This is a genomic window from Bacillota bacterium, from assembly GCA_040754675.1.
Classification (GTDB): Bacteria; Bacillota; Limnochordia; order Limnochordales; family Geochordaceae; genus Geochorda.
On sequence record JBFMCJ010000051.1, the window covers coordinates 1 to 13,827 of the forward strand.

Below are 13,827 nucleotides of genomic sequence, written 5' to 3' on the forward strand. Positions count from 1 at the left end.
GGCTCCCAACGAAACGGCGAGCATGGGCGTGTAGACCGGCCCCCTGGGGGTCAGCTTGCTCGCCATCACCACCACGCTGTCGACCCGGGTGGTGCCGCATCCGCTGAGAGGCCGGTCCAACAACGAATCAAGCATGGTGCTGGTCTTCCGTGCCCAAGGCTCCTGCACGCGGCCGATGGTCAGGTGAGGGGAAAAGGGCCGGTCGGCCTGCCCGAAGCCGCTCTCCACGAGCGCCCGCTCCACCCGGCCGGCCAGCTCGTTCAGCAGCCCGTCGCCGGGTGGCTCCACCCCGATCCACAGCACCCGAGGGCGATCGAGATCCGGGAAACCGCCCAGCCCGCCCAGGCGCAGTTCGAACGGAGAGGCCTGGCGGCAAGCACTGGTGACGGCGTCGAACACCCGCCGGCGCTCAGCCTCGTTAAGCTCGCCCAGGAAACGCAGCGTGAAGTGGTATTGCGCCGGGCTCACCCATCGGATGCTATGGCCCGCCCCTTCGAGCGACGCCCGGACCTCGGCGGTGTACGTCTCCACGCACCGCCGCATCCGTTCGTCGATCAGGACGGCGATGAACGTGCGGACCTTTCCGCCTTCGCTTCCCTTCACCTTGCCGGTTCGGCTCCCGCCCCCAACGGTTCCACGCGGCTTGCCCCTTCCCCTTGTTCGGAACCGTCCCGGGCAGGGAAGGTGGAGGCAAGCCCCACCAGCCTGCGTTCGACCGAGAGCTCGCCGGTCACGCCGTCGAGCGAGAGCCGATCCACGGCCCACAGGCGGGGCCTGTCCGAGGTGGTGTCGAAGCGCAGCAGGGCCAGGGAGAACGGGCTCATCCCCGCCCGGCGCGACCCCTCGAGTCCCCTCAGCCCTTCTGCGCCGGTACTGCCCGCATCAACGTAGGCGGTGCCGTCCTGTACGTCCAGCGAAAGCTTGTGATCGTGCCCGAAGATGACAGCGGAGGCAATTCCCGGCGGCAGGTCGCGGGCGACGATGCCGTTGTGCACCGCGATGATGTCTGCCCGCCGTCCACCGGTTCGGCGCTCGAGAGCCTCTGCAGCTTTACGCAGCCGGTCGCCAGCTTCCCGGAGAGCCTCGGGCCCCGGAGGCTCAGGGTCTTCGCCGAACGCAGCGGGGTCCGCCACCCCGAGTATCCAGAGCCCGGCCACCTCAACGGGCTCTCCACGCAGCACCCTCACATTGGGGAGCTTCTCGAGGCTCTGCAGGAGGCGGGGCGTATCGTGGTTGCCGGCGGCAAACAGGTAGGGGACGCCCAGGTTTCGAATACGGTCCAGCATCAGCGGTTCCAGCGACGAGCCCAGGTCCAGCATGTCCCCGGTGTCGATCACCAGGCTGACCCCGAAACGCTGCACCACGGCCTCCACCAGGTCGAACCCCGCCGGGTTGTTGTGGAGGTCCGAAACGTGGGCCACGACGAGTTCAGCGTCGGGGGGAAGCCCCTGCGGCGCCGTCTCCATCCATTGGTACAGGCTGGCCAGCTGACTGACGGCTTTCTGAAGCCTCCGCCCCACGTCGCCGAGCGCCTCCACGCCCATGCGCGCCGTCTCGATGACCTGAGGCGCTGCCTCGAGGACGCCCCGGTAGCGAGGGGCGCTGAAGGCCTGCGCGTCGAACTGGCGCAGGGTGCCGAAGGCAAGCAGCAGCACGGCTCCGGTGGCGGCGAGCCCGCCAAGGGCGAGGCGCATGACGCGGCGAACCCCCGCAAGGTAGAGCGCGACGGCTGCCCCGAGGCCCGCCAGGACCGCCTGCCGAACGCCGAAGCGCAGCGCGGAGTCACGGATGAAGCCGGCGGTCTCCCCCTGCAGGCGCCTGTACTGATCTTTTGACGGAGACTCGGCCAGCACCCGGACGGCAGCCGGTTCGACCCTGTCCAGCCTGAGGCGCAACTCGACCGGAAGGGTGTGGGTGCGAGCGTCCACCTCGCCCAGGGGCGGAAGCTCCACGACCGTGCGGCCACTGGCCGGAAGCCGGAGGCTCAAGGTGATGGCAAGGCCGGCGCCGCCCGCGTAACGGGCGGGCAAGGCGGTGACGGCCAGGGCTGCGCCGAGCAGGGCAGCCGCCGCAAGCCGCAAGGCCTTTGCCCGGCGGGCGAACCGATCACCCCGCTCCAAGCAGGCCCCGCCTCAATAGGTCGAGGGCGGCCGTCGCTGCCCGCTGCTTGACCTGGAGGCGATCCCCGGCGAACTGGTGCCGCTCGACCTGGGTTCCCGAGGGCAGTGCCACGGCCATGAAGACCAGGCCCACCGGCTTCTCGGCCGAACCGCCGCCAGGCCCCGCGACCCCCGTGACGGCAAGCCCTGCATCCGCTCCCGAAGTTCCCCGGACGCCCTCGGCCATGGCCCTCGCGCACGCCTCGCTGACCGCGCCGTGCAGGCGGATGACCTCCGGGTCAACGCCAAGGCGATGGATCTTTGCCTCGTTGCTGTATGCCACCACGTCCTCGAGAAGGTAGGCGGAGACGCCGGGCACGTTGGTGAGCCGGTCCCCCACGAGCCCTCCGGTACAGGACTCGGCCACGGCCAGCTTCCAGTTCCGGCGGGAAAGCAGCGTCACCACCGCCGACTCCAGGGTATCCGCGTCGAAGCCGTAGCAGAAGGCGCCCGCTCGCTCCAAAACGGCGCGCTCCACCGGGGCAATGAGCGCCCGGGCCTCGCCCTCGTCCCGGGCCCGCGCCGTGATGCGCAGGCTCACCTCGCCCGTCCCCGCATAGGTGGCCAGGGTCGGGTTCTCACGCTGGTGGATGAGGTCGATGAGCACCTGCTCCAGGGCAGCCTCTCCGACGCCCACGAACCGCAGCGTCCGGGAGAAGACGATGCCTTCGACCCCGGCAAGCCGGCGAGCCCTCTCGCGCAGGTACGGGATGACCCAGCCCTCCATCATGGCGCGCAGTTCCCTCGGCACCCCGGGAAGCGCTACGACAGCCTTGCCCTGCCCCTCCCACGCAAAGCCCGGAGCGGTGCCGAGCCGGTTCGGTATGACGTGCCCTCCCTGCGGGATCAGCGCCTGGCGGCGCTGGCTGGGGATCATCTCCCGGCCAAGCCGGCGGAAGTAATCCTCGACCTGGGACGCGGCCTCCTCAGAGACCTCCAGGGGCGCCCCCACCGCCGCCGCCACGACGTCGCGGGTGATATCGTCCTCGGTGGGCCCGAGACCGCCGGATATCAGCACCACGTCCGCGCGCTCGATGGCAAGCGCCACGGCCTGAACGGCCCGCCGGTGGTTGTCGCCGACCGTCTGGCGGAAATGAGCGTCATAGCCGATCTCGCTCAGCTTCTGAGCCATGTAGGCCGCATTGGTGTCCACGATCTGTCCCAGGAGAAGCTCGGTGCCGATGGAAACGATCTCAGCCCGCATCGCCTTGACTCCCCCCAGGCTCTCCCGTCCCCGCTTCAGGCCGCTCCGGTACCCGCCGCGCTCACCCGGCCGCGAAGCCATCCGCGCAGCTCGTCGCCGCTCAGCCGCTCCATGTCTGCAAGCTGGCGGCCGGCCTGCGCCAGCACTTGCCGGTACGCCTCCAGGAGCTGGCGGACGCGCTGTTCCTGCGCGGCCAGGATGGATGCCACCGCGTCGTGGAGGAGGCGGGCCGGGAGGTGCTCGCGGGAAACCACGCCGAGGGGCGACATGCCGGCGTAGACCATCTGGCGCGCCAGTTCGGCGGCCTTGTCGAAGTCGTTGAGCGCCCCCGTGCTGCGGCCGCCCAGTTCCAGGTCCTCCGCCACGGCGCCGCCCAACGCCACCGATATCTGGTCTTCAAGCTGGCGGGCTGTGTAGAGGTAGTGGTCGTCCTGTTCGGCCTGCCGCATGTACCCCAGGGCCTGCCCCCGGGAAGTGACCGTGACCTGTGCCACCGAGCCGGGACGCAGGAGTTCCGAGATCAGGGCGTGGCCCGCCTCGTGCACCGCGACGCGGCGCATCTCCTCGGGCGTGGGCTTGCGGTCGAGCCGCTCCCCGAGCATGACCTTGTCGATGGCGTCCCGCAGGTCGGTAGCCTCGATGCGGTCGCGCCCGGCCCGCAGAGCGACGATGGCCGCCTCGTTTACCACGGCTTCCAGGTGAGCCCCCGAAAAGCCGAACGTCTCCCGTGCCAACTCTTCGAGGTCGATATCCTCCGCAAGGGGGCGGTTGCGGCAGTGGATTTTGAGGATCTGCAGCCGTGCCTGGCGGTCCGGCAGGTCCACCCGCACCACGCGGTCGAACCGGCCAGGGCGCAAGAGCGCCGAATCCAGCAGGTCCATCCGGTTGGTGGCCCCGATGACCAGCACCTGAACGTCCTCGCTGCGGCTCCCGATGCCGTCCATCTCGACCAGGAGCTGGTTCAGCGTCTGATCGTACTCCAGATGGCTCGTATGGCGCCCCCGCTGCCCTCCCAGCACCTCCAGTTCGTCGATGAAGACGATGGCGGTGCGGCTCTTGCGCTGGCGAGCCAGCTGCCTGGCCCGCCGGAAGAGTTCCCGAACCCGCTGCGCCCCCACCCCGGCGTACATCTCGATGAACTGCGATCCGCTGGTCACCAGGAACGCTGCATCCGTGTACCCGGCCGCGGCCCGCGCCATCATGGTCTTCCCCGTACCCGGGGGCCCTGCCAGCAGGATGCCGCGCAGCGGCCGGATCCCCAGCCTGCGCGCCCGTTCCGGGTAGCGAACGAAGTCCAGGGCCTCGATGAGTTCCCGCTTGGCCATCTCCTGCCCGCCGATGTCATCGAAGCTCAGCGCTCCCTCCGAGGAGGTGGCGTTTTGCAGCACCTCGAAGCGCCGCCCGACAATCCGCCCGTCCGTGGAGAGGTACCGCACCGCCGCCAGCGCCCCCACCAGTACCAACAGCGGCCACAGGTTGACGCCGTTCAAGCTGGCGAAGACCGCGGCAGCAGCACCAAGGCCCAGCAGGATCTCGCGGGTCATCCGCTCCCACCTGCCCCAACCGGCGACCGGTTGCTATATGGCGCGGCGGCCCCCGCCCGCACCCTCAGCGCAGGCTTCGCTGTGACGGTGGCCCTGCCGGCCGGCAGGGGCCTGGGAACCACCTCGATGAGGAAGGCGTCCCGATCCTTCAAGAGCAGGTAGACGTTGCCCGAATCGACGTAGACGCGGCTTTCGGGCACCCCGAGCGTCTTCGCCTCGCTATACACCCGGTCGGCCATGTCGGTGAACGCCCCTGAGACCGCCCCCTCCTGCAGCGCCAGGGACAGGTGGTTGTAAGCGGCCACCAGGGAGGGCGTGCGCTGGTCCACCAGCACCACCTCGTCCACCCGGCCCACCCGCCCGGAAGCGGCCACGCGCTCAAGCGCCGTGACGAGCCCCGGCAGGTCTTCGGCGGGCGAGACCTCAACCCACAGGGACCGGACGCCCCCGTCGCTCGAAAGCCACGCCTGGCTGACCCCCGGTATCTGCTGGAGTTCCAGGAGCGCGGGCTGCGTCCTTTGCTCGGCGAGCCAGCGCTGCGCCCCCACCATTACGCCCAGGCTGATTACGAACGCGCCGGCCACCACCGGCCAGCGCCATCGGTTTGCACGCCCCATAGATGAAGAACGAAGAAGGGGCCGCTTCTTGCGCGGGGCGGCCCCTCCCTGGCGCTTCAGAACCCCCAAACCCTCGTTAAGGTGCCTGCGCGCTCGTTGGCCGGATGCCTGCGGCAGAGCAGCGCGCGGGGATTATATCACGCCCTACCCGTACCCCCCAACACCGGATCTTGTGCCACGGCTAGAAAGTCGTAGTACCCGTCGGCACGTGCGAGCCTCGCCTCCACGATCTGCCCCCGGGCGCCGCCGGGCAGCCGCAAGCGGGTCACGCCGTCCACCTCGGGGGCCTGGTACTCGGTTCGCCCGATCCACCAGCCCGGCCGGGTATCCGGGCGCTCCAGGAGGACCGACACGGGGCTTCCGGCCCGCCGCCCGTGCACTCTCGGCAGGATCTCCTGCTGCAACTCCATGACCGCCGCCCGGCGCCTGCGCTTCTCCCGGGCCGGTATCTGACCGGACATCGCTGCGGCCGGCGTGTCTTCCTCGCGCACGTAGGGAAAGACTCCCACGTGGTCGAACTCGGCCGCCTCCATGAAATCGAGGAGCTGCTCCACGTCTTTCTCCGTCTCGCCGGGAAAGCCTACGATGAACGTCGTCCGGAGGGCCACGTCGGGCATCCTGCGGCGGAGCTCAGCGATGATCCGCTCGTAAGCGGACCGGTTGCCCCACCGGCGCATGGCCTTGAGGATCGGCTCCGAGGCGTGCTGCAGGGGGATGTCGAGGTAGTGGCACACGCCGGGCGTCTCGGCCATGGCATCCATCAGCTCCGGAGTGACGTGGGCCGGGTAGGCGTAAAGCAGGCGAATCCAGCGAACGCCGGTCCGGCCGAGCTTCCTGACCAGTTCCGGCATGGCCAGCCGCCCGTACAGATCGGCCCCATACATGCTGGTGTCCTGCCCGATCAGGACGACCTCCCGCACCCCCTCGGCCGCCAGGCGTTCGACCTCTTCCAGGATCGACTCCATGGGGCGGCTGCGGTAAGGGCCCCGGATCCTCGGGATGGTGCAAAACGCGCAGGGGTGAACGCAGCCCTCCGAAACCTTTACGTACGCGAGGTGCCCGGGGGTCGAACGGAGCCGCGCCATGCGGTGGTGGTAAAGAAACGAGGGTGCCTCGTCCGCCACCACGACGCGCTCGCCGCGCAGCACGCCCCGCACCACGTCGGCGATGAGGGGGACCTCTGCCGTCCCTACCACCGCGTCGGCTTCCGGAAGCTCATGCGCCACCTCCTGCGCGTTGAACCGCCGCGGCAGGCAGCCGGCCACCACGAGCCCCTTCAGCGTGCCCTCCCTCTTGCCCCGGGCGAGCCGCAGGATCGTCTCGACGGACTCCCGCTGCGCAGGCTCGATGAAGCCGCACGTGTTGACGATGAGTACGTCAGCGCGCCCGGCGTCGGGCACGAGCCGGAAGCCGGCTTCCTGCAGGAGCCCGGCCATCACCTCGCTGTCCACCAGGTTCTTGGCGCATCCCAGCGAGACAATGGCGACCGCAGCGCCGTGCGTGTCGCTCACTTCCGCTATCCCCGCACCTCCCGCTCTCGAAAGGCAGGCGAATTATACCCTCTTGCCTGTGAGCGTGACAACGGCGCGCTCTTTCTTGACGCTGGTTTTTGGTTGCGACTATAATGCGTGTGGCCTCGCGCGGGATGGGGTCGGGCAGGATAGATCGGGCGCTTGAGGCTGTCTGGTGCGTGAGAGGTGGGCACGGGGGGATGCAGCCTTGAGTCCGTACGTCGACGTAGCGGTCTTCTTCGTCACCGCCGTTCTTTTCGTTTTGGTCACTTGGGGATTGTCATCACTATTACGACCTCACCATCCCTACCCCCAAAAGCTCGCGGTCTACGAGTGTGGTTCCCCTCCCGTCGGCGAAGCGCAGACCCGGTTCCACATCCGCTACTACATCTTTGCCCTGATCTTCGTCATCTTCGACGTAGAGACGGTCTTCTTGTACCCCTGGGGCGTGATCTTCCAGAGGCTAGGGTGGTTTGCCCTGGCTGAGATGGCGATCTTCTTGTTCATCCTCGTGGTCGGGCTGGTATATGCCTGGAAGAGGAGGGTGCTGCAGTGGGTGTAGGCAGCGCGCCGCTGCCCGTTACCACAGAGACCGGCCCCATGCCGGGGATCGTGCTGACCAATCTCCGCAAGGTCATCAACTGGAGCCGCAAGTCGTCTCTGTGGTACATGCTGTTCGGCATCGCGTGCTGCGCCATCGAACTGATGGCAACCGGCGCGTCCCGATACGACTTCGACCGGTTCGGGATGATCTTCAGGGCCTCGCCGCGGCAGGCCGATCTCATGATCGTGGCCGGTACCGTCAATGAAAAGATGGCAGACGTCGTGAAGCGCCTGTACGACCAGATGGCCGAGCCCCGGTGGGTCATCGCCATGGGCGTCTGCGCGGTGAACGGGGGCCCGTACTGGGGCTCCTACAACGTGGTGGACGGCGTGGACCTGGTGGTCCCCGTGGACGTGTACGTCCCCGGATGCCCGCCGCGCCCTGAGGCGCTGCTGCACGGCGTGCTGAAGCTCCAGGAGAAGATCGCGAAGGAGGGCCTGGTCATCCCCGTTCGCGGCTAAGATAGCAGGCCTCAGGGGCCGGGAGCTTGCGTACGACGGTGCGGCACAGGGGGTTGCGGTAGATGGCGTCTTCGACATCGTCTTCTTCACCGGTGGTTTCGCTGGACTCATCGAGGGTACCGGGTATCCTCACGCCAGAGCAGATCGTCGAAAGCCTCCAGGGCCGGTTCGAAGGCGTCGAGGCCGAGGCGCTGCCTTCGGGCTGGATTCGGGTCCGGCTCGCCAGGGAACAGCTTGCCGAACTGGCGCGCTTTGCCCGTGACGAACTCAAGTTCGACTACCTGAGCAACCTCACGGCGGTGGACCGCGGTGCGGACGGTTTCGACGTCGTTCTTCATCTGGAAGCGCTTTCCGGAGGGCAGCAGATGGCGGTCTATACGAGCTGCCCCCGCGACGACGCCCGGGTTCCCAGCGTGACGCCGGTCTGGCCGACCGCCAACTGGCACGAGCGTGAAGCGTGGGACCTGATGGGCGTGCACTTCGAGGGCCACCCGGACCTCCGGCGCATCCTCCTGAAGGAGAACTGGGTGGGGCACCCGCTTCGCAAGGACTACGTCGACCGCAGGCTGCCCCGCCAGCGGCAGACCCGGGAGACGTATCGGCCGGACAAGGTCAACACCACCACTTTTGACATCTCGGGCGATGGTGCCGTCGCGGGGGGAGAAAAGCCAGCCGGACCGGTTCGAGCCGTACTGGAGGTCCCGGACACGTACACGCCCCGCTCCGGCGTGATCGTCAACATGGGGCCCCAGCACCCGAGCACCCACGGCGTGCTGAGGTTGCTGGCCCAAATCGACGGCGAGCGCATCCTGGAGTGCGAGGCGGACGTCGGGTTCCTCCACCGGTGCTTCGAAAAGATAGCGGAGGGGCTTCCCTTCCCGAGCGTCATCCCGTACACCGACCGCACCGACTACCTGGCGGGGATGACCAACGAGCTGGCGTACTGCCTGGCCGTGGAACAGCTCTTCGAGGTGGAGGTGCCGCCCCGGGCGCAGGCCATCCGGGTTCTAGCCGCCGAACTCGGGCGCATCGCGAGCCACCTTTTGTGGTTCGGCACCATGTCGTTGGACCTCGGGGCGATCACGCCGTTCCTCTGGGCATGGCGGGAGCGCGAGAAGGTTCTCGACATCTTCGAAACCATTTCCGGCGCCCGCATGATGTACCACTACGTACGCATCGGCGGCCTGCGCAACGACCTGCCGGCCGGAGTGGACCGCCAGATTCGCAAGTTCCTCGATGACCTGCCGAAGAGCCTGGACGACTTCCATGCCGTTCTGACCGGAAACCCGATCTTCCAGGCCCGCACCCGCAACGTCGCGGTGCTGCCGCCCGACGCGGCCGTGGCCCTGGGAGCAAGTGGCCCGACGCTGCGGGCGTCCGGGGTACCGTACGACCTGCGCAAGGCGCACCCATACTCCGGCTACGAGAAGTACGAGTTTGCGGTTCCCGTCGGCGAGAGCGGTGACGTCCTCGACCGGTACACCGTCCGCATGGAGGAGATGCGGCAGAGCGTCCGCGTCGCCCGCCAGGCTCTCGAGGGGTTGCCCGAGGGGGACGTCGTCGGCAAGACGCCGCGCCGCTGGAAGGCGCCGGAAGCCGACGCGTACAGCCGCGTCGAGGGGCCTCGGGGCGAGGTGGGCGTCTACCTGGTGGGCGATGGCCAGAACGACCGGCCGTGGCGGGTCCACTGGCGGGCCCCATCCTTCGTCCATCTCCAGCTTGTCCCCGTGCTTACTCGCAACCTGCTGATTGCCGACGTCGTGGCCGTGGTCGGATCCATCGACATCGTGCTGGGAGAGGTGGACCGCTAGATGGTGCCCGGGGTCATTGCCCCCCCGACGCAGTGGTACGACCTGGTTTACCAGTATTTCGAGAAAAGCGGCTGGCCCCTGGGACTGCTGGCGGTGCTGGCGGCACTGGTCAAGTTCCTGCTCATCCTGGCGTTCATCACGGTAAACGTGCTCTTCCTCATCTGGCTCGAGCGCAAGGTCAGCGCCTGGATGCAAAACCGCCTCGGCCCCATGCGTACGGGGCCGTACGGGCTTTTGCAGACGCTCGCCGATGCGCTCAAGCTCCTCTTCAAGGAGGACGTCATCCCGTCAGCCGCGGACAGGTGGGTCTTCGCGCTGGCCCCGGTGGTGACGTTTGCGCCGGCGCTGCTCATTTACGTGGTTTTGCCGTTCAGCGACGGGATGGTGGTCCAGGACCTCAACATCGGCATCCTGTTCGTGGCGGCCATGACGTCGGTCGGCGTGCCGTCGTTCCTCATGGCCGGCTGGGGATCCAATAACAAGTGGTCGGTCTTCGGGGCTCTGCGCTCGGCCGCCCAGCTCGTCAGTTACGAGGTGCCGCTGGTGCTGGCCGCCGTTGCGGTGGTCATGCTGGCCGGCTCGTTGAGCCTCAACGACATCGTGGCCGCACAGCAACGGATGGGTTGGTTCATCTGGCTTCAGCCCATCGGCTTCCTCGTTTACTACGTCGCGGCGCTGGCCGAGGCCAACCGGGCCCCGTTCGACCTCATCGAGGCCGAGTCGGAACTGGTGGCCGGCTTCAACACCGAGTATAGCGGCATGCGGTGGGCCATCTTCTTCCTGGCCGAGTACGCCAATCTGTTCTCCAGTTCCGCCATCGCTGCCACCCTGTACTTCGGGGGGTGGAGCGGGCCGTGGCTTCCGGGCTTCGCGTGGTTCATGATCAAGACCTACATCCTCATATTCCTGGCCATGTGGCTGCGGTGGACGTTGCCGCGCATCCGTGTGGACCAGCTGATGAACCTCGGCTGGAAGGTGCTGATTCCCCTGGGGCTCGTCAATCTCGGCGTGACCGGGGTTTACCTCCTGGTGAAGTGAGCAGTGGGGGTGGAGTGGTGTGAAGACGCTCCGCATGATGGCTACGGCGCTGTGGAACACCGCGGTGGGCATGAGCGTCACCATCAAACACATGCTCTTCCGCCCCCGCATCACGCTGCAGTACCCGGACGAGCGCCACAACATGCCGGCGGGGACGCGCGGGATCCCGGTGTTGCTCTCCGACGACAACGGCGTGTTGAAGTGCATCGTCTGTGAGCTGTGCGAGAAGATCTGCCCGGTCCACATCATCGAGATCAGGTGGCACCGGGACGATCAGACCCGCAAGAAGGTGCTGGACGAGTTCAACCTGGACGCGAGCCGCTGCATGCTGTGCGGACTTTGCGCCGAGGTCTGCCCGGCCGAGGCCATCGCCATGTCGGACCATTACGAGCTGGCCGAGTACGACCTGTCGTCCCTGGTTTACGACAAGGAGAAGCTCCAGCAGCTCGGGCGTCCCCAGAAGACGCCCATCATCAACTACGGGGTCAAGACGGAAGGGTAAGCGGTGCCATGAACGGGGCGCAACTCGGGTATATCATCCTGGCAGCGGTGACCCTCATCTCCGCCTACGGCGTGGTGGTGGCGCCCAAGCTGATGCACTCGGCGCTGTGGCTGGGCGCCGCCTTCGTGGGGATGGCCGGGCTGTTCTTGCTTTTGGACGCCGACTTCCTGGCGGCGGCCCAGATCCTCATCTACGTCGGGGCCATCACCACCATGATCCTGTTCGGCATCATGCTGTCGGACATCCGGGACCTGCGGGCCCCCGGCGTGGAGCCGTGGTGGAAACGCCTCGCCTCGCTGGTGCTCTCGCCGAGGCGGGGCCTGCTTCCCCTGCTTTCGGCGCTCGGCTTTACCTCTGCGCTATGGGCGGTCGCCTGGAGGGCGCCCTGGCCCGACCAGGCGCCGCCTGCTTCTGAAAACGTGACGGCCTCCATCGGCGAGCTGCTGTTTACCCAGTACGCGCTGCCCTTCGAGGTGGCCTCCGTGCTGCTGCTCGTGGCCCTGGTGGGCGCCGTGGTGCTGTCGATGCGGGAAGGGGCTAAGGAACGTTGATTCCGCTGAGCTGGGTGGTGGCGACGAGCGCTCTTCTGTTCGGGCTGGGGCTGTACGGCGCGCTGAGCCTGCACAACGCCGTGCGGATCCTGATGTCCATCGAACTCATGCTCAACTCGGTCAACCTGAATCTGGTGGCCTTTTCGCGCTATCTGCACCCGGACCAGCCCAGGGGGCTGGTGCTGGCCATCTTCGTCATGACCGTGGCGGCCGCGGAGGCGGCGGTGGGACTCGCCATCTTCCTCATCATCGCCCGCAACCGGACCGACATCGACGTGGACAAGATCCACCTGCTGAAGGGGTAATGGGGAGCTTATGGCGCAACTTGGCTGGCTGGTTCCGGTGATTCCAGGCGCCTGCGCGCTGGTGCTGACGTTCTGGGGCCGGCGCCTCCCGAGGCAGGGCGACTGGTTGGGCATTGCGGCGGTAGGGGCGGCGTGGCTTCTGTCCCTCGGGATCCTGGCCTCGGTGATCGGGGGCCGGGGGGCAGCCGGCAGCTTCACGTGGGCGGTCTTTCGCTCACCCTCGAGCGAGTCGCTACCCATCGCCTTTGGGTTTCAGCTCGACGCGCTGGCAGCGGTCATGCTGGTCGTGGTCACCTCGGTGAGCCTGGCCGTTCACGTCTTCTCGGTGGGCTACATGGAAGGCGATGCGCGCTACAAGCGCTACTTCGCCATGCTGTCGTTCTTCACGTTCTCCATGCTGGGCCTGGTGGTGGCCGATAACTTCCTGCTCCTGTTCATGTTCTGGGAACTGGTGGGTCTCGCCTCGTACGTCCTCATCGGTCACTACTACGAGCGGCCCGAGGCCCGCTACGCTTCGATGAAGGCCTTCCTGACCACCCGCGTGGGCGACGTCGCCATGCTGGTGGGCATCTTCCTCCTGTTCCGGGAGGTCGGGGCCTTCGGCTTGCGGGAAACCTTCGAGGCGATCGAGCACGGGCAGATCTCGGTGCCGACCCTCACTCTGGCCGCCGTGCTGATCTTCGGCGGCGCCGTGGGTAAGTCGGCGCAGTTCCCCTTGCACGTGTGGCTGCCGGATGCCATGGCCGGCCCGACCCCGGTCAGCGCCCTGATCCATGCGGCCACCATGGTGGCCGCGGGCGTGTACCTGGTGGCGCGGGCTTTCGGGGTGTTTGCGCCGGCGCCCGAGGCAATGCAGGTGGTGGCCTGGATCGGCGGCTTCACCGCCATCTTCGCTGCGACCATCGCGCTGGTGCGGGAAGACATCAAGCAGGTGCTGGCGTATTCCACGGTCAGCCAGCTCGGCTACATGATCATGGGCCTCGGGGTCGGCGCGTACACCGCCGGCTTCTTCCACCTCACGACCCACGCCTTCTTCAAGGCGCTGTTGTTCCTGGCGTCAGGCAGCGTCATCCACGCGCTCCACCACGAGCAGAACATGCACCGCATGGGCGGGCTCTTCCGGCGGATGCCCATCACGGGGGTGACGTGGCTGGTCGGCGGGGCCGCGCTGGCGGGTATCCCGCCGTTCTCGGGCTTCTGGAGCAAGGACGAGATCCTGCTTGCGGCCTACCGGTCGTCTACACCGGCGCTGTTCTGGATCGGAGCGGCGGCGGCGGTGCTGACGGCCTTCTACGTGACGCGCGCCACCTGGATGGTCTTCTTCGGGAAGCCGAGAGACGAGCATCTCTTCGAGCACGCCCGCGAGTCGTCCAGGGTGATGACCTGGCCGCTGATTGCCCTGGCGGCTCCGGCGGCGCTCATCGGGTTGTGGAACTCGCCGCTCTCGAACTTCGCCTTCGGGCACCTCGTCTTCTTCGAGGAGTTCCACGAACTCGAGCCCAGTTCCACGGTCACGGGAC

Annotated in this window: 14 protein-coding genes; 8 read left to right on the top strand and 6 right to left on the bottom strand. The window is 67.6% G+C overall.

Going from position 1 to position 13,827, the window contains the following annotated elements; all coding sequences use genetic code 11:
• From thpR to rimO, 6 genes are all read right to left on the bottom strand, one after another.
• Window positions 1–603: RNA 2',3'-cyclic phosphodiesterase (gene thpR, locus AB1609_04925; protein MEW6045813.1), on the bottom strand; the 603-nt coding region annotated here is incomplete at its 3' end.
• Entirely contained in the window at window positions 600–2,120 is a 1,521-nt protein-coding gene (locus tag AB1609_04930; GenBank protein MEW6045814.1) for a metallophosphoesterase, read from the bottom strand. The genes AB1609_04930 and thpR, both read right to left, overlap by 4 nt.
• On the bottom strand, window positions 2,107–3,363 hold the full coding sequence (locus tag AB1609_04935; protein MEW6045815.1) for a competence/damage-inducible protein A: 1,257 nt from the start codon (window positions 3,361–3,363) through the stop codon (window positions 2,107–2,109). The genes AB1609_04930 and AB1609_04935 overlap by 14 nt, the downstream gene beginning before the upstream one ends.
• A gap of 35 nt (window positions 3,364–3,398) precedes the next feature.
• A complete protein-coding gene (locus tag AB1609_04940) occupies window positions 3,399–4,907 on the bottom strand; it encodes an AAA family ATPase (GenBank protein MEW6045816.1) in 1,509 nt (502 codons plus the stop codon).
• A complete protein-coding gene (locus AB1609_04945; protein ID MEW6045817.1) occupies window positions 4,904–5,494 on the bottom strand; it encodes a hypothetical protein in 591 nt (196 codons plus the stop codon). The genes AB1609_04940 and AB1609_04945 overlap by 4 nt, the downstream gene beginning before the upstream one ends.
• Window positions 5,495–5,661: 167 nt before the next feature.
• Entirely contained in the window at window positions 5,662–7,035 is a 1,374-nt protein-coding gene (rimO, locus tag AB1609_04950; GenBank protein ID MEW6045818.1) for a 30S ribosomal protein S12 methylthiotransferase RimO, read from the bottom strand.
• A 262-nt stretch (window positions 7,036–7,297) separates the two neighbouring features.
• On the opposite strand from rimO, the gene AB1609_04955 reads away from it, so the two are divergent.
• From AB1609_04955 to nuoL, 8 genes are all read left to right on the top strand, one after another.
• Complete coding sequence (locus tag AB1609_04955) at window positions 7,298–7,597, top strand: NADH-quinone oxidoreductase subunit A (protein MEW6045819.1); 300 nt, start codon at window positions 7,298–7,300, stop codon at window positions 7,595–7,597.
• A gap of 38 nt (window positions 7,598–7,635) precedes the next feature.
• On the top strand, window positions 7,636–8,100 hold the full coding sequence (locus AB1609_04960) for an NADH-quinone oxidoreductase subunit B family protein (GenBank protein ID MEW6045820.1): 465 nt from the start codon (window positions 7,636–7,638) through the stop codon (window positions 8,098–8,100).
• 62 nt (window positions 8,101–8,162) lie between these two features.
• The gene (locus AB1609_04965; protein MEW6045821.1) at window positions 8,163–9,911 is read left to right on the top strand and encodes an NADH-quinone oxidoreductase subunit D; all 1,749 of its coding nucleotides are present in this window, start codon (window positions 8,163–8,165) and stop codon (window positions 9,909–9,911) included.
• Window positions 9,912–10,949 (top strand): NADH-quinone oxidoreductase subunit NuoH, encoded by a 1,038-nt coding sequence (gene nuoH / locus AB1609_04970; protein ID MEW6045822.1) that lies wholly within the window; start codon window positions 9,912–9,914, stop codon window positions 10,947–10,949.
• A 19-nt stretch (window positions 10,950–10,968) separates the two neighbouring features.
• Window positions 10,969–11,451, top strand: coding sequence for an NADH-quinone oxidoreductase subunit I (locus AB1609_04975; GenBank protein ID MEW6045823.1), 483 nt, complete (start codon window positions 10,969–10,971; stop codon window positions 11,449–11,451).
• 8 nt (window positions 11,452–11,459) lie between these two features.
• A complete protein-coding gene (locus tag AB1609_04980; GenBank protein MEW6045824.1) occupies window positions 11,460–12,002 on the top strand; it encodes an NADH-quinone oxidoreductase subunit J in 543 nt (180 codons plus the stop codon).
• On the top strand, window positions 11,999–12,307 hold the full coding sequence (gene nuoK / locus AB1609_04985) for an NADH-quinone oxidoreductase subunit NuoK (GenBank protein MEW6045825.1): 309 nt from the start codon (window positions 11,999–12,001) through the stop codon (window positions 12,305–12,307). Before AB1609_04980 ends, nuoK begins: the two co-directional genes overlap by 4 nt.
• A gap of 10 nt (window positions 12,308–12,317) precedes the next feature.
• The coding region (gene nuoL / locus AB1609_04990) for an NADH-quinone oxidoreductase subunit L (protein MEW6045826.1) at window positions 12,318–13,827 on the top strand (1,510 nt) is incomplete at its 3' end.

Excerpts from the sequence above, each read along its gene's own strand:
- AB1609_04960 (MEW6045820.1), top strand. The coding sequence starts at position 7,636 with ATGCCGGGGATCGTGCTGACCAATCTCCGCAAGGTCATCAACTGGAGC.
- AB1609_04940 (MEW6045816.1), bottom strand. The coding sequence starts at position 4,907 with ATGACCCGCGAGATCCTGCTGGGCCTTGGTGCTGCTGCCGCGGTCTTC.
- AB1609_04980 (MEW6045824.1), top strand. The coding sequence starts at position 11,460 with ATGAACGGGGCGCAACTCGGGTATATCATCCTGGCAGCGGTGACCCTC.
- AB1609_04965 (MEW6045821.1), top strand. The coding sequence starts at position 8,163 with ATGGCGTCTTCGACATCGTCTTCTTCACCGGTGGTTTCGCTGGACTCA.
- AB1609_04935 (MEW6045815.1), bottom strand. The coding sequence starts at position 3,363 with ATGCGGGCTGAGATCGTTTCCATCGGCACCGAGCTTCTCCTGGGACAG.
- nuoH (MEW6045822.1), top strand. The coding sequence starts at position 9,912 with ATGGTGCCCGGGGTCATTGCCCCCCCGACGCAGTGGTACGACCTGGTT.